The organism is Brevibacillus sp. (genome assembly GCF_003521185.1).
Taxonomy (GTDB): domain Bacteria; phylum Bacillota; class Bacilli; order Brevibacillales; family Brevibacillaceae; genus Brevibacillus; species Brevibacillus parabrevis.
On the sequence record NZ_DOTK01000078.1, the window covers coordinates 1 to 18,098 of the forward strand.

19 protein-coding genes and 1 riboswitch are annotated in these 18,098 nt (G+C 47.5%); of the genes, 1 reads left to right on the forward strand and 18 read right to left on the reverse strand.

The window, feature by feature from the left end; genetic code table 11:
- Positions 1-35 precede the first annotated feature (35 nt).
- From DEP07_RS22685 to DEP07_RS22730, 10 genes are all read right to left on the reverse strand, one after another.
- A complete protein-coding gene (locus tag DEP07_RS22685; RefSeq protein ID WP_167470268.1) occupies positions 36-995 on the reverse strand; it encodes a DUF4855 domain-containing protein in 960 nt (319 codons plus the stop codon).
- A 568-nt stretch (positions 996-1,563) separates the two neighbouring features.
- Positions 1,564-2,241 carry a hypothetical protein gene (locus tag DEP07_RS22690; protein WP_287103039.1) on the reverse strand — a complete coding sequence of 226 codons (678 nt, stop codon included), beginning with the start codon at positions 2,239-2,241 and terminating at the stop codon, positions 1,564-1,566.
- A 219-nt stretch (positions 2,242-2,460) separates the two neighbouring features.
- Entirely contained in the window at positions 2,461-2,670 is a 210-nt protein-coding gene (locus tag DEP07_RS22695) for a hypothetical protein (protein ID WP_063231744.1), read from the reverse strand.
- A gap of 681 nt (positions 2,671-3,351) precedes the next feature.
- Complete coding sequence (locus tag DEP07_RS22700) at positions 3,352-3,828, reverse strand: DinB family protein (protein ID WP_122963770.1); 477 nt, start codon at positions 3,826-3,828, stop codon at positions 3,352-3,354.
- 28 nt (positions 3,829-3,856) lie between these two features.
- Positions 3,857-4,414 carry a DNA-3-methyladenine glycosylase I gene (locus tag DEP07_RS22705; protein WP_122963769.1) on the reverse strand — a complete coding sequence of 186 codons (558 nt, stop codon included), beginning with the start codon at positions 4,412-4,414 and terminating at the stop codon, positions 3,857-3,859.
- 269 nt (positions 4,415-4,683) lie between these two features.
- Positions 4,684-5,427: a type I methionyl aminopeptidase gene (gene map, locus DEP07_RS22710; protein ID WP_122963768.1), complete on the reverse strand. Its 744-nt coding sequence runs from the start codon at positions 5,425-5,427 to the stop codon at positions 4,684-4,686.
- Between the two features lie 126 nt (positions 5,428-5,553).
- A complete protein-coding gene (locus DEP07_RS22715; RefSeq protein ID WP_280649120.1) occupies positions 5,554-6,363 on the reverse strand; it encodes an alpha/beta fold hydrolase in 810 nt (269 codons plus the stop codon).
- A gap of 125 nt (positions 6,364-6,488) precedes the next feature.
- A complete protein-coding gene (locus tag DEP07_RS22720; RefSeq protein WP_122963766.1) occupies positions 6,489-7,487 on the reverse strand; it encodes an ABC transporter permease in 999 nt (332 codons plus the stop codon).
- Position 7,488: 1 nt separating this feature from the next.
- Positions 7,489-8,979 (reverse strand): sugar ABC transporter ATP-binding protein, encoded by a 1,491-nt coding sequence (locus DEP07_RS22725; RefSeq protein WP_242774198.1) that lies wholly within the window; start codon positions 8,977-8,979, stop codon positions 7,489-7,491.
- Between the two features lie 77 nt (positions 8,980-9,056).
- On the reverse strand, positions 9,057-10,076 hold the full coding sequence (locus DEP07_RS22730) for a sugar ABC transporter substrate-binding protein (protein ID WP_063231736.1): 1,020 nt from the start codon (positions 10,074-10,076) through the stop codon (positions 9,057-9,059).
- Positions 10,077-10,200: 124 nt separating this feature from the next.
- A riboswitch (SAM riboswitch) is annotated at positions 10,201-10,321 on the reverse strand.
- Positions 10,322-10,520: 199 nt separating this feature from the next.
- Here DEP07_RS22730 and DEP07_RS22735 point away from each other — a divergent pair.
- On the forward strand, positions 10,521-11,777 hold the full coding sequence (locus DEP07_RS22735) for an ATP-binding protein (protein ID WP_242774195.1): 1,257 nt from the start codon (positions 10,521-10,523) through the stop codon (positions 11,775-11,777).
- 22 nt (positions 11,778-11,799) lie between these two features.
- Here the strand turns inward: DEP07_RS22735 and DEP07_RS22740 are convergent, their stop codons facing one another.
- The 8 genes from DEP07_RS22740 to DEP07_RS22775 all read right to left on the reverse strand — a co-directional run bounded on the left by DEP07_RS22740 (position 11,800) and on the right by DEP07_RS22775 (position 18,028).
- Positions 11,800-12,054, reverse strand: a complete 255-nt coding sequence (locus DEP07_RS22740; protein WP_287103041.1) for a hypothetical protein — start codon at positions 12,052-12,054, stop codon at positions 11,800-11,802.
- 396 nt (positions 12,055-12,450) lie between these two features.
- Entirely contained in the window at positions 12,451-12,972 is a 522-nt protein-coding gene (locus DEP07_RS22745; RefSeq protein ID WP_122963762.1) for a hypothetical protein, read from the reverse strand.
- A gap of 31 nt (positions 12,973-13,003) precedes the next feature.
- A complete protein-coding gene (locus DEP07_RS22750) occupies positions 13,004-13,705 on the reverse strand; it encodes an amidase domain-containing protein (protein WP_122963761.1) in 702 nt (233 codons plus the stop codon).
- Positions 13,706-13,872: 167 nt separating this feature from the next.
- Positions 13,873-14,184 carry an aspartyl-phosphate phosphatase Spo0E family protein gene (locus DEP07_RS22755; protein WP_122963760.1) on the reverse strand — a complete coding sequence of 104 codons (312 nt, stop codon included), beginning with the start codon at positions 14,182-14,184 and terminating at the stop codon, positions 13,873-13,875.
- Between the two features lie 132 nt (positions 14,185-14,316).
- On the reverse strand, positions 14,317-14,466 hold the full coding sequence (locus tag DEP07_RS22760; protein ID WP_167470265.1) for a hypothetical protein: 150 nt from the start codon (positions 14,464-14,466) through the stop codon (positions 14,317-14,319).
- Positions 14,467-14,468: 2 nt separating this feature from the next.
- A complete protein-coding gene (locus DEP07_RS22765; RefSeq protein WP_122963759.1) occupies positions 14,469-15,830 on the reverse strand; it encodes a helix-turn-helix domain-containing protein in 1,362 nt (453 codons plus the stop codon).
- Between the two features lie 561 nt (positions 15,831-16,391).
- On the reverse strand, positions 16,392-17,114 hold the full coding sequence (locus tag DEP07_RS22770) for a DUF421 domain-containing protein (RefSeq protein WP_122963758.1): 723 nt from the start codon (positions 17,112-17,114) through the stop codon (positions 16,392-16,394).
- Positions 17,115-17,293: 179 nt separating this feature from the next.
- Entirely contained in the window at positions 17,294-18,028 is a 735-nt protein-coding gene (locus DEP07_RS22775; RefSeq protein ID WP_353772896.1) for an IclR family transcriptional regulator, read from the reverse strand.
- Positions 18,029-18,098: the final 70 nt, after the last annotated feature.

Here is an 18,098-nt window from a genome sequence, read left to right on the forward strand (position 1 = left end):
ACACAAAAAAATTTACATTCCCGTTATTTATGAAACTACACTTCGTAAAAATTGTTGATCGCATCAAAAAGTGGGTTATTATTTAACAGGTTATGAGTCGAACCTGCATAGAAGACGATTGGAGCCTCTTTGACAATGCCGGAGAATGTATCCACATAGTAATCGAACCTGTCAGATCGGCTCTTACGATAATTATCATCACCTTCCATGGTTACCCCAATTAATGCTGTGGCCGAAGTCTTTCTTCCACCGCCAACAACATCTCCATCCAAATCATAAACCTTTTGACTATCGGCACTATCAAAGACTTTATCAACGTTAACTCGGTAAGGATCGCCCTGAAAATAGTATTGTGGCTGGATGCAAATGATATCAAAAATGTCTGTCCTGTTTGCAATTACCCCTAGATTATGAATGATATTCTCTGCATACGTTCCAAACCCATAGTATGGCGCCCACATAAACTCTTTTTTATGTGTCTTGCGTACTCTGTAAGCAATATCATTCAACAATTTAACCATTTTGTTCGAGGTCGGGGACGTACTGCTAATTTTCTGATCAATTGGGAAAATCGTTTCTGTTCGGAAATAAAAACCTTCTATCCGGAACTTCCATCCATCTTCACCTAAAATATCGATGCATGTTTTTTCAACTTTTCGCATATAGGATCGATAGTCGTCATAGAAATCATCAACATTTTTAATTGTAGTAATATCATTACTGAGAGCTGGCAACGAAATATACAAGTCTTTATAGTTTATTTCTGATGCTTTGTATTCAGGTAAAAAATCAGCAAGATCATCAATCATTTGATCAATTACAGCATTACGGTCTGACTTGCCCTTTCGATAATCAAAAAACACTTTATCCATGTTTCCCAGGTGTACTACGTAATCATGAATGTTGGTACCATCAAATTCATTTAGCATCTTTGTTGTTACCGTTCCATAACCTTTTCCTGTATAAAGATGAATCCCACGCATTCCTTTAGACATATTCACAACACTCCCACTATAAAGTAATGTTTTCCTCTGTTTTTTCGCCCATTCTTCGTGTAATCCGTTGATTCTGTTTCTGCCTATACTTCCTGTAGAGTATCCTCCCCATTTAGGGCAGTGAATGTGTCCCATTCCAAGACCCCGCATACAGGGGGCGCTTTTTTTCTTTCAACTTCATTACAGGAATGGCTCCCTTGGTTGCACTGCTTGCCTGCTGTTTGTCACATGCCAGCTCCCTCCTTCGTCGGATTAGCGAACAGGAAAAGCCACCCGGCAATTGACCAGATGGCTTCTTGTGTCTCTTACTTGATTCGCTTGAGTCCATTATAACCTTTTGCGCGGATCAAAATGGATTTTTCACGTAAGTGTCAGGGAGTGTCAGCTCTTGTCAGCCTTGTTAGCCAGTGATTCGCCCGCCCTTTTGGAAAAAGCCGCTCGAAGATCGTTCCAGCTCTTTCAACGATTCCAGCTACTTCATTCCAGCTCCAAAAAAAAAAGCCCGATCCTGGCATGTCGCGCCAAAATCGAGCTTCTCGCATCTTCTGCGTATTCACTTTTCGCTTTTTCATCCCGTCTGCTGCATTTCATCCCCGTACATCGCCCACGCCATTTTCAGCACAGCACTCCGCTTAATCTCGTAGTAGCGTTGGCGGGACACCCCGATCGCTTTGGCGATCAAATTGTTTTTCTCCCCATCCAGCAGCGCTTCCACAATCAGGCGCTCCTGTTCGCTGCGAATCGTTTCTACCGCTCTGTTGATCCGCTCGATTTTGTCCTGCAAATTTTGCAGCCGCTTCTGTTTCCGTTCCCGGCGAACGACTTCCGCGTGTGTTTTGTCGCTGTGGGAGCCTTGGCCTTTTGGCATGGCTGAATCCAATCCGTACTGGCTGACCATGCCTTCCCCGGCTTCCCGCAAATAGCGCTGAATGCGAACAATCTCGATTTGCATGTAGCTGTAATCGCGAATTTCTTCTTCCGTCTTTTGCAAAACAGAGAGGGCTGGAGCCAACTCGTGCAAATCAAAGCGGACTTCCCGTTGTTTACTCGCCTCTTTCTGAATCAGCCGTGCTGGCTTTGCTTGCTGCTGCTGCAAATATCTGTCCCACTCCGGGCACGATTCAATTTTGCCGATATGCTGGTCATGGACCTGGCAATGCGTCCGCTTCCCCCAGCACGTCGCCGGGCAACCTTCGCACACCGCTTCCATCAACATGTCTTTACTGATCAAAGTTGTCGTCGTCATTCTCTTTCCCCCTCGGTCTCTCGTAAAAGCTGTAGAGATACATCGTTTCGTTTTGCTGCTATCTATCTTTTTCGTACCTTTTCTGCTAAAATGCTCTGCCCGATGATCACTCCGACCAACAGGGCGCAAGCAACGATCAATGCTGCCTGTATCATCTCTGCAAAAATCCCCTTCCCCCATGGAATGATATGGAAACAAAGGACAGCGCCGACTCCTCAACTATTCTTGCGGATGCTGCTTTTCATGGACAGGAGGATCGATTTTTTTCTCACTCGGTTCTGCCTCCTTCTCTTTCTCCTTGTTCGCTTTCAACTGAACATCCAAAATGTTGTTGATGCGAATCTGCAAATCGACATGCTTGAACGTCACTACCAACACGAGAAAACAAACGACAACAGCGAGCACCTGGACATAATCCATCGACATCATCGCTGCCCATCCTTACTTTGAATCAATAGGCGCTCTCTGATCGTGCTTCCTCGGCTGAGCTTCGTGCTTGTCCATTCGCCTGCCAAAACGAGATTCTTCTTCGGGGAGAGCACAGGGAACTGGCTCGTGAGTACCGCTTTGCACTCTCCTGACCGTCCTCTGCGCACTCGGCAATGAGAACTCTCGCCTATGCAGCCGATACGGCCTATCGCTTGTTTTTGCATACTCTCACTCCTTGCCTGATTCCATTTTTGGAAATAAGATAGTTTGCTTCCCCTAAAAGATAGACAGGAACGTTTGTTCTCTTTGTTAGTACAAGTATCTCATACAATCCATTTCAGTTCAAGTTATTTCCAATCATTTTTTCCCTTGACTTTTCTTGATCGAACGGGGTTAAATGCCCCTGTATTTATTGCAAAATTCCGCATAAAAAGAAGCGCGATTCTCTGGAAAAGAACCGTGCTTTGAACGATAGCCACAACTCGAAAAGTATACCACTCTCATACTTCGTTGGTTACGTAATGCTTTCTTGCTGCCTTTCTGCCTGAGCGTTCCCAACTACGCCATCCACCATGCATAGCTGAAAAGCCGTGCGCAAAAAACGCGAAAGAGCCAGCGTCTCCTCCCGATGCAGAGAACGCTGGCTCTTTTGCGTTATTCCCAAAGCTTCTTCCGTTCTACTCAATCCCAAATGTTCGGACGTTCGATTCCCATCGTCCTCATGTAATCGAGCAACTGCCCGGTATGAACCGACTCATGGTACGCAATCCGGAGCAGCATGTCGCCCAATGTTCTGACGTACCCGACATCGGAACGGTCGATGCGGATGCTCTCCAGGTCGCTTTTGTCCAACTCTTTGACAAAGGCGAGAAACTCGTCCCGATACGGCTTAGCAAAAGCCAACTCTTCCTCAATCGAGGTGAACGGCTTGGTGTCATACGGATTCGGCAGAGCAGACAGAGCGGAGCTGCCTCTTTGAATCAAAATCTGATGGTACAAAAACTCGCCCTCGATGACGTGCCGGATCATTTCCCCGCAAGTAAACGCTTTGTTGTCGGGCTTCCAATCCAGCTTGTCTTCCGGGATCGCCCTCCACACCTTGATGCTGCGGCGTCTGACTTCCTCGAAATTCAGAATCAAAAGATCAGTCGCATTCATGTCTGCTCCTCCTCTCATTGCCTGTGCTTTAGTCTTTTTGATACAGATCGCACGTCTTCACGTGGTCATTTACCATCCCTACTGCTTGCATGAACGCATAGCAGATCGTCGAACCGACAAACGTAAACCCGCGCTTTTTCAAATCCTTGCTCAGCTTGTCGCTGATCTCGGTGGAGGCAGGCACATCTTTTAGCTCCTGAAAGTGGTTGTGAATCGGCTTGCCGCCAACAAACGACCAGATGTAGCTGGAGAAGGAGCCGAACTCCTCCACGACCTTGAGAAAGGCGTGAGCGTTTTTGACGACGCCCCTGACTTTCAGCTTGTTCCGCACGATGCCCTCATCCTGCAAAAGCTGCTCGATCTTGTCCTCGTCGTACTGCACAATCTTTGCCGCTTCGAAGTTGTCAAAAGCCCGGCGGTAGTTCTCCCGCTTTTTCAGGATCGTGTACCAGCTCAGCCCCGCCTGCGCGCCTTCCAGATTCAAATATTCAAAGAGCAGCCGGTCATCGTAGACAGGCACTCCCCACTCATGATCGTGATAATCCAAATACAACGGGTCCTGATTCACCCAGCCACATCGATTCATCAAAAGGAACCTCCCAGCAAATACGAACATATATTCTTATGCAAAGAATATACAATCTTTGGCTATTCTGCAAGTTATTCTTGCTCATTCTCGCAATTTTTCTCCCAAAGCAAAACGGTCATGACCGTTTCGTTGACCGTAAGCGCTCACATCCCATTTCATAAAAAACGTCGAGACGTTTTTCACACAAAAAAGACCCTATCAGCGCAATAGGGCCTCCTCTCTTTGTTCACGCTCGCAAAATCACCGCGCGCGGTGCGGAAAAACGCTCAAGCCGTCAAAATAATCGGCTTGCCGCGCGTTATGACGACGGTGTGCTCGTACTGGGCGGTGTAGCTTCTGTCCGGCGTCACCAAAGCCCAGCCGTCCTTCCCGTCCTGCACATACTCGGCTCCTGTGGAAATAAACGTTTCGACAGCGAGCACAAGCCCGTCCGTCAGCAGCCGTTTGTCCCATTTGTCGTAGTAGTTCAGGATGTCCGTCGGCTCCTCGTGCAAGCTTTTGCCGATGCCGTGGCCTGTGAGGTTTTTGACGACCGTAAATCCTTTTGCCTTCGCTTCATTGTGGACGATGCGCCCGATCTGGCTCAACTTGGAGCCAGCCCTGGCCGAATCCAGCGCCTTGTACAGCGACTCCTCTGCGCATTTGCACAGCGCCTGCTTCACAGGTTCTCCCTGTCCCACGACAACCGAAGCGCCTGTATCCGCAAAGTAACCTTCCAGCTCTGCGGAAACGTCGACATTGACGATGTCGCCTTCCTTCAATACCGTTCCATCGGGAATCCCGTGCGCCACGACATGATTCACGCTGATGCACGTCTGCCCGGGGAAGTCGTACGTCACCTGGGGTGCGGAGCGCGCGCCGTACTTCGCCAAAATATCGCCGCCAATCCGGTCCAGCTCTTTTGTCGTGATCCCCGCCCGAACGGCCTGCAGCATCGCTTCTCTCGCTTCTGCCACGATTCTCCCGATCCGTTGCAAAGCGAGCAAATCGTGCTCATTTTGAATCGACATGTCATTTCCCCCTTCATTAAAATATATGGCCAAAATTTATTTCCAGCTCTGCTCCCATTTATTGAAACACACTTCCGCGCAAATCGCAAATGCCAAAGGCTTGAACCAAACGGCAAGCCAGGCGCGCTAGGCCGGACTGACCACGTACTGTCCTCCCCCTGCCTGCTGCCTGATAAATCCGATCGAGACACGATTGAACTCTTCCGGCTGATCCACATTGACGACGTGGCCGCAATTGTCCAGCATGCAAAGCTGGGCGTGCCTTCTGCGGCTTACACACGACTGGACCGAGGGCAAAAACATATAGTCCTCATCTCCCATGATAAAAAGCGCGGGAATCGCAGGCTCTTTCGTCAGCAGCCCCGCGAGAAATGCATTGATTCCGTACGTCAGCCTGAACCAGCGCTTGAACTCCTTTTGACAAAGCTTTTTCGCTTCTCTGACAAATAAAGAGCGGGATTCGTGATGGCGTTCCCGCGGCATGATCACCCAGGCAAACAGCTTGTACAGCCACATGTACGGAACGATATGCTTGACGAGATTGCCCAGCGCAATCAAAATTTGCGAGCGCAAGTTCAGCTTCGTCACGGCTCCCGCCAAAACCATCGAGCGTATTTTTTGCGGCGCAAGCTCGGCGATGATCTGGACGATGATCGTGCCCAGCGACACCGCTACGAAATGAGTGGAAGCAATGTTCTCGTGCTTCAGCACCTCAATGATATCTTTGCTGATGTCTTCAAACGTGTATTTAGCCCTGGGCTTCCCCATATGCTGCTTCGACTTGCCGTGACCGCGCAAATCGACGAGGAGAATATTGAAATGCTCTTTGTAAGCTTTGATCTGTTTATACCAGATGGATGAGCTGCCGCCCGCCCCGTGGACGAAGGTTACCCATTCATAGGCATCTCCGCGTATGTACGTCTTATAATGGATCACTTATATCCCCCCAGAGTATTATAGCGGAGGGATGCTGCATGTGAAACATTTTCCATTTTATTGAAAAGAAAAAGGCAGGATGCCTGCATTCCCGCAGCTCCCTGCCTTGCCTGTACAGCCATGTTTTACGCTTTTCTTTTCCTGCGCAACTGATAGTACGTCACCGCAAGAGCAAGCGCCAGTACCGTTCCTTTAATAATATCGTAGGCGTAATACGGCACGTTCAGCATCGTCATGCCGTTCAGCAACACCCCGATCAAAATCGCGCCGACGAACGTACCGAATACGTTCGGCTTGCCCGCGCCGAAAACGGAGAAGCCGACAAACGCGGCCGCCACTGCATCCATCAGCATCGAGCCGCCGCTGCTCACCTGGCCCGTACCGATCCGCGCTGCCAAAAGCATCCCGCCCAGTCCGGCGAACAGGGCAGACAACACATAAGCGAGCGTGCGATAGCGATTCACGGGAATGCCGGAGAGACGCGCCGCTTCCAGATTGCCGCCCGTCATGTACAGCATCCGCCCTTGGCGAGTATACGCCAAATAGACGTGTGTGACCGCGACCAATAAAAAGGTCAAAATGACGGGAACAGGCAGGGATAAAATTTTGCCTTGTCCGAGCCAGAGGAACCATTCCTGGAATTTTCCCGGAGCCATCGAACCATCTTCCAACGGCATGTTGGCGTAAATCGAGTAGCCTTTTGAATAAGTCATATGAAGTCCGTTGACGATGTACAGCATCGCCAGTGTCGCCAGCAGATCGGGAATGCGGATTTTGACGACCAGAAAAGCGTTGACCAATCCGACAATCAGACTGAGCGCGATCGGGACGACCAAAGTGGCAAACACGCCCTGCTCGTACCAGACCATCATGGAAGCCGAAACGACTGTGGTCAACGACACCGTCGAACCGACAGACAAGTCGAAGCCTCCGACAATCAGTGAAAACGTAACGCCGATCGCGACGAACGTTACGATCGAGATGGAACGCAAAATGTCTGTGATGTTGTCGTACGTGAAGAAATACGGATTGGTCAGACTGAACAACAGCATGACGATCACAATTACTGCGACTGTACCGTATTTGTAAATAAAATCAAACAAGCTGAATTTTTTACCTTCCACCTTACTCACCCCCGCTGGCATAATACATCATCGTCTCCTGTGTCGCGTCCGCGCGGCTCAGCTCCTTGACGATTTTCCCTTCAAACATGACCAAAATCCGGTCGGCAATGCCCAATACTTCGGCAAACTCGCAAGAAAAGTAGAGAACGCCCTTGCCCTGCTCCGCCAGCTTTCCAATCAGGCGGTAAATATCGCTTTTCGCCCCGATGTCGACGCCTTTGGTCGGCTCGTCGAACATGAACACTTGCGCATCCGTATCCAGCCATTTGCCAATCGCGACTTTTTGCTGGTTTCCTCCGCTGAGGTAGCCAACCAGCTGTGTGATGTCTGCCGTCTTTACGCCCAGACGGCTCACCAGCTCCCTCGCCTGCTTCGCTTCTGCCCCTCTGCGGACAAATCCGAGCCGCGACCACTTCTCCAAAGCGGAGACAGACAAGTTGTTCTGGACAGATTCCTCGACAAAAATGCCTTCTTTGCGCCGTTCTTCCGGTACGAGGACGATTCCCGCATCAACAGCGTCCTTCGGCGACCGCAGCCGCACCTCTTTGCCGCTCAGCCTGACTTGTCCCGCCTCGGCGGTATCCGCTCCGAACAAAAGTCTCGCCAGTTCCGTCTTCCCGGCTCCAACCAGCCCGACAATCCCGACAATCTCGCCTTCGCGAACGCTCAAATCGGCGCGGCGAACCTTGCCGCCAGCCACTCCCGCAGCTTCCAGAAGCACCCCGCCTACAGGCACTTCGACTTTCGGGAACTCTTCCTCGAAGCTTTTGCCCAGCATGTTGCCGATGACCTCATCCATCGTCGTGTGGGACGTCTCGCTCGTCACGATCAGTTGACCGTCCCGCATGATCGTGATTCGGTCGCATATCTCAAAAATTTCCGGCAGGCGATGGGAAATGTAGATGATCCCGACACCCGCTTTTTTCAACTGGTCAATGATGAGAAACAGCCGCTCGCTCTCCTTCGTGCTCAACGGAGCTGTCGGTTCGTCAAAAATGACGTACTTCGCTTTTTGCACGGTCGCGCGGGCAATCAGGATCAGTTGCTTTTCGGACAGCGTACATTCCTCGACGAGCATGCGCACAGGGATGGAAAAGCCGAAGCTCTGCAAAATGCTTTCCGCTTCCTTGTGCAAGCTCGGCCAGTTCATGAATCCTTTGCGGCCTGCCGAGACAATCTGATCGAGCAAAATGTTTTCCGTCACGCTCAAGTACGGGATCAGCGCCGTATCCACTTCCTGGTACACGCACTGGATGCCTAAAGCTTTCGCATCCTGGGGCGATTGGATCGACACCTCTTTGCCGTCAATCGTGATGCTCCCCCCGTCAGACTGATACGCGCCCGTCAAAATTTTCATCAAGGTACTTTTCCCCGCTCCATTCGCCCCTAAAAGCGCATGAACCTCGCCAGCCTTGACCTCAAAATCGACCGAACGCAGCGCAGGAACGCCGGAGAACTGCTTCACAATCCCTTTCATCTGCAAGCTGGACACTTTTCGCACCCCCTTAAATAAGCAAGATTCCCGTTGACTGATCAACGGGAATAGCCAAATCAACCAGCTTTATATGCTTACTTGCCCCACTCTTTCACGTACTGGGACAAGTCGCCCATTGTCACTTTTTTGTCCTTAGGCAAATCTTCTTGTTTCACCAACACCGGATTCAGCTTCACGCTGTCTGGCACTTGCTCGCCTTTGATTTTTTGGAAAATAGCCGCTGCGTGAGTGCGTCCGATGTTCGATGGATCTACGGCTGCAGTCGCTGCCCATGGCGAATTTGCTTCCTGGATCAGTTGCAGGTCTTCATCACTCAGGTCGATGCCGTATACTTTGATTTCTGTGCGGCCTGCTTGCAAGATCGCACGGGTTGCCCCTTTGGCAAATTCATCCCAAGATGCCCATACAGCCGTGATGTCGCCTTTGTTCGGATATTTTTTCAGGATGGCTTCCATCTGTGCTTGGGTATCCAGCGCTGTGTTGTTTGTCGCGGAACCGAAAGCGGCGACTTCCTTGATATCCGGATATTTTTTCAGGAACGCTTCATAAGTCACCTGACGTTTTTCCATCGGAGCAAAGCCTGCCACCCAAATTTTCACGATGTTGCCTTTGCCGCCGGAATCTGCCGCCAGCTTTTCCAGGCTCAGCTCTGCCAGCTTGTTGTCGTCTTGCTCGACAATCGGCACGCCAGGCAGCTTGATGTCTGTGTCGAACAGAACGACCGGGATTTTTTTGTCGACAGCTTTTTGCGTACCTTGTTGCAACGCTTCCGCTGTACCGTGGTCAATCAGGATGCCGTCAAAGTTTTGGTTGACCGCAGCGTCAAGATTCGACGCCATTTTCGACAAATCCGTATCTGCGTTGAATACTGTCAGCTCTCCGCCGTTTTTCTCGACTTCCTGCTTCACACCGTTAATGTATTGAGCCGAAAACGTTCCTACATTTTGGCGCATGATCAGGGCAATCCGCTTCGCTTTTTCGCCGGAAGCGCCGTTTGCCGCCGTGTTTTTCGTATCGGCTCCGCCGCCGCACGCGGTCAAGGCCACCGATACTGCCAGTACGAGTGATGTGATAAGGCCCAGTTTCTTTTTCATCGAAAAATCCCCCTTTTTCTTTGTTCCTTGTTGTGCTGCAAGCTGAGGAGGCGACGACCTTCCCTTTCCAAAAGGAAAAGCCTCTTTCAACAGATGAAAGAGGCTTGATCGACAAGATTCGCGCCTCTTATCTGTCAGGTATCGCTACCTGTTGGAGTTAGCACCTTGGCTCGCAAGACATTGATCTTGCCAGCTAGGTTGCCGGGCGTCATAGGGCCATTCCCTCAGCCTTCTCTGGATAAGAGTAGTTATTATTTTCGAAACCTTTGTATTAGTATATAGAGACTATAATCCGTGTTTTACCCATCTGTCAACTAGGTTTTTAAAACTTTTCTCCTTTAAATTTATTCCGTCGGCGCGTCCAAATTTTGGAGGAATCGTGTAGGCTCTTGTCGAAATATCGTAGATTGAAGCAGCCATGCAAATTTGCGATGGGGATGTCCGATGATTCTACTAAAAGAAGTAATTTTGCAGATGTTTTTTGCTCTGACGCCATTTGTCCTGTTCAATATTTATTACCGCGACCGAATGCGCAATTACAGCCGCGCTTTCATTCTTGTGACCAGCTCGATTTGCATGTTTCTGGCCATGACCTTCGCGACCAGCGTCTCGGAAGGCGTGATTTTCGATATCAGGCACATCATCGTATTTTTTGCCCTAGTCTATGGGGGAGTGCGGATCGCGCTGGTCTTGCTGATCGAGTCCGCGCTATACCGCTATTATTTGGGTGGTGAAGGCATCTGGCTCGCGCTGCTTGCCCTGGTTGTCACCTTTGCCATCTCCCTCCTGATGTATCGGCGTTACAAAGCCAGTTATCGGAAAACACTGTATATTTTTTTGACGGGCGCGCTCTTTTCCCTGGTAGCTTTGGGGTTGACCTATCTATACTTTCCCACCTATGTATCCCATCATCCTGCCTACTACTTGTTCGTGATCCCCGTTCAAAACTTTGTCGGAATTTGGCTCTTGTTGTCGCTATTTAGCAAGTGCGTATCCGACAAAGAACTGTTTATTCGACACGCCCAAAATGAAAAAATCGAAACGATGAGCCATGTCGCCGCATCGCTTGCTCACGAGGTGAGAAATCCGCTCACAGCGGTCAAAGGATTTTTGCGCCTGATTCAGGAAAATCCCGAGAATATTACGAAAACCGATCAGTACATCCGCATCAGCATGGACGAAATCCAGCGGACGGAAGCGATCCTGACCGAGTATCTCGCTTTGTCCAAGCCGCTCAAGGAGCGCACCGAGCTAATCAACGTATGCGACCAGCTTTACGTCGTGCGGGAAGTCATGCTGCCTTTTGCCAATATGCACAATGTCGAGCTGGAGCTGCAAGCTTATGAAAAGCCTGTCACGATCCTGGCCAATCCCGACGAGTTCAAACAAGTCTTGGTCAACTTCATCAAAAATGCGATCGAAGCTTGTGAGGAGACGGTCAACGGCAAAGTGTCCCTCTCGCTGTTCATTGAGAAAAGCAACGCCATGCTGATCATCAAAGACAACGGCATCGGGATGGACGAAGGCCAGATCAAACGCCTCGGGTCCATTTATTTCTCGACGAAAACAAGCGGAACCGGTCTCGGGCTTACGTACTCCTATCACGTCATCCACGCGTTCGGCGGGTCGGTAAGCGTGTCCAGCAAGCCAAAAGTCGGCACCAAATTCACGATCACGTTTCCGTATCACGCGCAACCCTAGCCGTCAGTCGAGTGATCTGGGCTTAAACGAGCGACCTGGTCATGAATACTTGCTCGGCCATCACGTCAAAACCTGCCCTTTGCAAAATACGGATGGCCATTTCGTTGGAAACTGGCAAATTGACCGTGAGGCGATACAGCTCCTTGTCCCATGGCGAAAACACATGGGCAAGAGCACTTCTGACAATCGCCTCCCGGTCGGCCCGTTCCGGCCTTGCCTCACACTGAAACAGCAAAGCTGTCGTTTGTTTTCCGTTTTCAAAAATCCGTCTGTACAAGGCATAGCCGATTACTTGTTTGTTCTCATCGCGGACGAGTACCGCTTGCGGTCAACAAAACGATCATGACCGTTTTGTTCCGGAAAAATCGACTGGTCACAGATAGCAAAGCCCGTTTTCTCGTACAAAGCGATCGCCCTGTCTTTCTCCCGGATGGCGACCAGTGACGCGCCCCCCGACTACATTTTTTCTCCGCCAAATAGTCAGACGAAAAAGGGAAATATTACATAAAAAAGGCCGCCTGACCAAACCGTTCTGTCAAGCGATCAACAGGGGAGAATTCGCTAACATCGAAAAATCAGAAACATGATTTACCAAGGTGTTTGAAATTTAAAAGGGTATCTCTAAAGCCGAAAAATTGACTTTGAGACACCCCCTTTGATTCGTAATACCCCTTTATTCTCTTGTGTCCTTAGTTGTGTCACTTAATTCCATTTTTTCTTGCTCGAATTCGTCAAGTAATTCTTGTGCAGACTTACCAGTTGTCAATTTCGCATTTCCCGAAAGCTCATTTTCCATTCGTTCAATGAGTTGTTTTCTTTTCTCGATCGCTTCCAAAACCTTGATAACTTTTGGATCATTGAAATCCACCTCTTCAACATTTTCGCCCTTATAAGAGTTTTCATGAATGAGCGTCATTTGTTTGAAGGCGCTCAGTTTCCTTTTTAAAACTTCTTCAGGATCTTCGGGATGTAGCTCTTTTTTCAGTTTACCAACTTCCCACGATAAATCTTTTACCTTTTTTTCCTGTTTGTCAGTATACTTCTTATCCAAGATTTCTTCTTGTTCTTTGAATTCCTTCTCCATTTGGGCTAGACGTTGTTGTTTATCGGCATATGCGTCAACCCCGATGATGCCTAAACTCAGGGAAGCTGCAGCAGACAAAGTTACTACTAGCAACTTATTCAGCTTACGCATAAAATCATCTCCAATTGACAAAAATCTGTCCTTATTTTTTTATCTCTATGGTAATTACATACGCACCACCATAATCAAGCCATTCGCTTAACCGCAAATCTGTTCCCCAATAATAATCTTCATCATTAACAGAATGTTGCGCCATATATACATCACCATCTTTGAACTTGTGTACGACTTGTGAGTGTACTGTCCTTCCGTTTTCATCGACATATTGAACAATATCACCAGTATTTAAATCTTGATAAATATCATCAAAATTCTCTTGTGCATCCTGAACTGAGTACTTTTTAGCTTGATAAGCAAATTCCCCTCCAGAGCCATTCACTACAGCCCAATGCTCCCGAAATTGATGAGCGCCGGTCCAAGATGATGTGCGTGATTTTTTATCATTCGTATTTTTAGGAACATGTGGACCGTAATAGTACCAATCCTTTTCATTCCTATTGTAACCAATCTTCCCATGAAACCCCAGACCTCCACCTTCATGTAATACCTGAGAGACAAAGTTTGTGCAATCGCCGCCATCGCCGTTGCTTCCGTAATTTGCGTAATTTTTGTTTCCTGGTCGCTCAGCATACTTTTCAGCATATTTTTTTGCTTCGCTACGATCGTACTCTTTATTGGTTGAGGAACTATTAGTAAACAAAGTTTCTGCTGCCATCGCTTGTCCAGTCACTAAGGTGGATGCTAGGCACACAAGTGTTAGTGACTTTTTTAAAACCTTTTTCAAACAAGCTCATCTCCTTGAAATAAATAAACTTTCGAATCTTCAGCGTACAAAAATTGTCCTGTAGTAACCTTTTATTCAAAAGTATGGATTTTTATTGTGTAGAGAGAATTCTTCATTAAAAAACCACGTTAAGGGAAGAATCCCCGTTTGGCCGGACCCCTAGACTATTAAATCACACTTTTTTGCATCATTTTTGATTGAATTACCAGAATGTACTGATCCAACTGCTGGCTTAATTCCACGACTTTATCATCCAACAAATCATTCTTCTCTAAATACAATTGAACCAGCTGTTCGCGCAATTGTTCCACCATGTTTTTCAATTGAATGATATCGTGACAAGTTCCTCCTTCCCGATCTAAAGGTGGCGTGGTACATTTACTTATAGGAGCTGTAACTGCTCCTCCTGTGGGCGTTCCTTGAACCTGGCGAATGGGTGGGACGCCCTTTTTATAGGCAATAGCTCCTATAATTATCACCTTCCTTTTTTTAACATAAAATACAATTACAACTATACAATATTATCCTAAAAAAACCGTTGATAGAAAAACAGGAAAAAAGCACCCCTTTTTGTTTGGGATGCTTTTTCAAATCCTTTATCAAAACGCTTTTTAGCCTCCTACGCCGTGATGATATTGAATAATTGTAGAAGATGAAATAGTAGAAATGGATAGCGATTCGCTTTCTTTAGAAGCCTGGGCAACATTGGAAAACAACCCAATACTTACAATCACAGCTAATAAAACAAAAAATCTTTTCATACTCACACTCTCCCTTCTAAAATGGCTTGATAGCGATCTTTTTGCTCGTTTGATGCATGGGGCAAGTGTTTCCAAAACTTTGTGATACAACGTTTGAAGCCATGATAATAGGCCATTTTGTCAGAGAAATCTAAGCATAGCAGTAACTCATCTATCGCTTGTGAGGTGCGTCCTTTTCTAAAGTCATATTCGGACTTTTGATCCCAAAAGTGAAAATTCTGACTCAAATTAATTGGGTTCTGATGATCATGGAAGCTGGATAGATGAGCAGAAAAATGATCTAGCAGCTCATCTATACAAAAACCATGCTGATTAGCTGCTTCAATGATGGTCAACATGCCGGGAAGAATCTCATTTGGATGTTCCGTTAAGAAATCAACATACTCTGATAGGAGATTCAGGTTTCCCTTTTTTAAGCCAAGTCCATATAAATTGGCCCTTCCCCAGACATTGAATTTCTTTACTTCTTTATATCCTATCTCATCCAACAGTTCAAACCAGCTAAGATCCGTATATTCGTGCACATGCTTTTCTGCTTCCTCATATTCTTCTTGCATAGTTAGAGCGATTCCTTTTAGCAAGGAACTTTGCCCATAATATACGACTAGATGACGTTCCGTATCTAATCTTTCCTCGGTTTTACCGATGTCTTTCTTGCGTAGCTGATCCTGATAAACTGCAATAGCTAGAGTTCGTAATTCGTCTGCATATTTCTCAACATCTTTCCATTTCTGCAACGTGTAGCACGCATTCGCTAGCTGTAGCAACGCATCCAATTGAAGATTTTCAGATAATCTGTTCCTGTAGGGTTCAAACCGTATGATTGCTTTCCAGTTATCTTCGGCATTTGCCCCTTGTACCGCACGAAATAAGCGATATTGGCTGATCACAAATAATTCAGAATGACTATCTTTTTCCGTTTCAATCACGAACTGATAAAAGGGGACAGACGAAGCTTTTTTCCCATTTTGAAATAATTCCTCTGCCACAGTGAAGAGAATGGAAACACTTTTGGGCTTCTCTAGTAATTTGGAGACAACCGCTTCAATGCAATCCTGCCGCCCAAGCTCAGCGCATCGAACCAAATAAGGTACCAAACGCGGCCGCGAGATTCTATCTTCGGAGATACATTCTTCCGGGTACAACTCATACAACCATCCAGGAGGTTGACCAAAAACCATTGCCATTGCGTCAAGTTGGCCAATCGTAATGGCACGCGGCGGATTGCTATTTAAAATCTCACTCAGATGACCTGGATTAACACCGCTTAGTTCACTGAGTTTGCTAAGTGTATATCCGTTCTCTCTCATGTTGCTATGAATTTCAGAACGAATTGACTTTAGCATCGCTTTGCTTGTTCCCATACGAAAAGAACTCCTCCTTAGTCATATACACAAGAAACGTATAACTTCTTTTATTTTACGATATTTTGATTTTTTGTAAATATATTCCTATACAGCGCTACTTAGCACTCAGGTACCACAATTTGCTTTGAGCTACCTGTCAAAAAGCACACTTTATGACACATTGGAAATCTGCTTCTCTCAACATGTCATAAAGTGTGCTTTTTTTGAAACATTTCAATTCATTGATATACTCTTTGCAATAGAATGTCGAAGGGAGTAACAAGGTGAAGATAGGATACGCTCGTGTTTCTACGAAAGATCGAAATCCTCATTTGTAAACCGCCGTAACTTCTCAGAAGATTGATGCAGCCATACGCGATATTTTGGATCAATATAATACACACTGAACCTACCTAAACTATGGGGAGACGGGAAGAAGTGAGTATGGCGGAAGCCACTTGAATGAGCAATGTCAGTACCTGTTTAATTGCTGGGGTCATAGCGTTGATTTTTTCACCATCACATGACCCGTTTTCACACGTATCCCGGCTGTACCCGCAGCGAGCCTTACCCCTCCCCCTAATGATGAACGGGCGGCACTTGTTGCTCGTTCTTCGGATGTTTTTCAAAAAACAGCAAATCGTTTTGCCGGTTCAATGTAGCTAAAAATACTTGCTCAACCGCGACGCCGCTTTTATGTAGCTCCTGCAAAAGCCAGTTTTCATCCCGCTCGCGATAGGTCAACACTTCTGCGCATATTTTCCCCTCGATAATCACAGGCAAGGAAATGCCTGTCGAAGCCGTCTTGATTTGCAAATCTTGTCTCGTCACGGTCTGCTGTGCCGATTTTTTCAAGACCGTCAAACGCCCGTTGGCCTCGATAATCGCCATATCAATCTCGGCGAGATCGAAAATATCTTTTTCCCGCAGCATTTGCAGCACGTTGTCGAGGGAATAGCGGATTTTTTTCAGCTGATCGACGAGAAACTCGCCGTTGTAATAAACAACCGTCGGCTCAAACGTGACCATTTTTCCAAAGCGCCTGGAAACGACCGACCATTGCGACACGATTCGTTGCAGCACGCCCAATGTCACAATCGCTACAGCTATGGGGATATGGTGGACGTTCGGTTCGGCGATATCGGCCCCTGCCACAGAGCCTAACGTGATGATCACCATAAAATCAAAAACAGGCAGCTCGCCAATCGAGCGTTTTCCCATGAATAGCGTCACAATCAACAATAGCGGCAAAATCGAGCAAACCCGCCCGATCACGATCAAGCTTTCACTGAACAGCTCCACCCACTTGTGCCCCCTGCTCTATGCCTTTCTTCATTTTACTATGTAAAGTTTTGGAAGCAATTATACAAGTTCGCCGATCAAGAAAGGCCGTTTCCCGATTTCCCGAGCTGACGGCCTTGAAAAAGACGTTGCTATTTTCATATCGCAGAAAATTTTCCATTATATGGACCGAAGAAAAATTATATGCTCCCCAGCCGCTGCGATGTTTTGTGGGCAGCATCCTGCACGCGCTCGATCAAATAGTTCAACCGCTCTTCTTTCAAATCAAAGGTGACGATTCCGATGCTGAGAGCACCGATTACTTTTTGCGTATAATCAAAAATCGGAGAGGCAACAGAAGCTGTATTCTCTGTCCGTTCCGCAAAACTCACCGCGTAACCAGCCTTGCGAATCTGGGCCAGCTTCTCCATAAATGCAGGCGTCTCCTCCTCGCCGACGAGCTGAAGCACGGTCTGCCTCGCTTCCTCCTCTGGCATGTGCGCCAAAACGACCTTGTTCGCTGCACCGATGTGCATCGGGATGCGCAAGCCAAGCTGATCGTAGATGCGAATATTGTGCTGGCTGTCCACTCGATCGACCACGATCGACTCCAAACCGCTCGGCTGGCTGAAATAAACGCTTTCCTCGACTTCTCTGGCCAGCTCCTCAATCATCGGTTTGATCACTTTGCGATAATCGATCCGATCCAGGACGCGAAGTCCAAACTCCATCCACCTGATTCCCAACGTGTACTGCTTCGTCGCCGCATCGTGCTCCACCAAATTGTGATTCATCAAAGTGTACAGGAGGCGATAAGTCGTACTCAGCGGAAGCTGGCATTCTTTCGCCAAATCGTTGATGGTCCACCACTTTCTATGCTCGTCCGACGCAAGTGCCGTCGCAATCGCCATCGCCCGATCAAACGATTGAATCACTGTCATTTCCCCTTTTTCTATGTTCTCGTCTATCTCATATCTTAAACTACTTGCTATAATTTTGTGAATC

What these genes read in the sequence shown, in the direction of transcription:
- map (WP_122963768.1), bottom strand. Translation starts at nt 5,427, where the DNA reads ATGTCGATTCAAAATGAGCACGATTTGCTCGCTTTGCAACGGATCGGG.
- DEP07_RS22735 (WP_242774195.1), top strand. Translation starts at nt 10,521, where the DNA reads ATGATTCTACTAAAAGAAGTAATTTTGCAGATGTTTTTTGCTCTGACG.
- DEP07_RS22730 (WP_063231736.1), bottom strand. Translation starts at nt 10,076, where the DNA reads ATGAAAAAGAAACTGGGCCTTATCACATCACTCGTACTGGCAGTATCG.
- DEP07_RS22705 (WP_122963769.1), bottom strand. Translation starts at nt 4,414, where the DNA reads ATGAATCGATGTGGCTGGGTGAATCAGGACCCGTTGTATTTGGATTAT.
- DEP07_RS22700 (WP_122963770.1), bottom strand. Translation starts at nt 3,828, where the DNA reads ATGAATGCGACTGATCTTTTGATTCTGAATTTCGAGGAAGTCAGACGC.
- DEP07_RS22760 (WP_167470265.1), bottom strand. Translation starts at nt 14,466, where the DNA reads ATGAAAAGATTTTTTGTTTTATTAGCTGTGATTGTAAGTATTGGGTTG.
- DEP07_RS22765 (WP_122963759.1), bottom strand. Translation starts at nt 15,830, where the DNA reads ATGGGAACAAGCAAAGCGATGCTAAAGTCAATTCGTTCTGAAATTCAT.
- DEP07_RS22745 (WP_122963762.1), bottom strand. Translation starts at nt 12,972, where the DNA reads ATGCGTAAGCTGAATAAGTTGCTAGTAGTAACTTTGTCTGCTGCAGCT.
- DEP07_RS22695 (WP_063231744.1), bottom strand. Translation starts at nt 2,670, where the DNA reads ATGATGTCGATGGATTATGTCCAGGTGCTCGCTGTTGTCGTTTGTTTT.
- DEP07_RS22690 (WP_287103039.1), bottom strand. Translation starts at nt 2,241, where the DNA reads ATGACGACGACAACTTTGATCAGTAAAGACATGTTGATGGAAGCGGTG.
- DEP07_RS22685 (WP_167470268.1), bottom strand. Translation starts at nt 995, where the DNA reads ATGTCTAAAGGAATGCGTGGGATTCATCTTTATACAGGAAAAGGTTAT.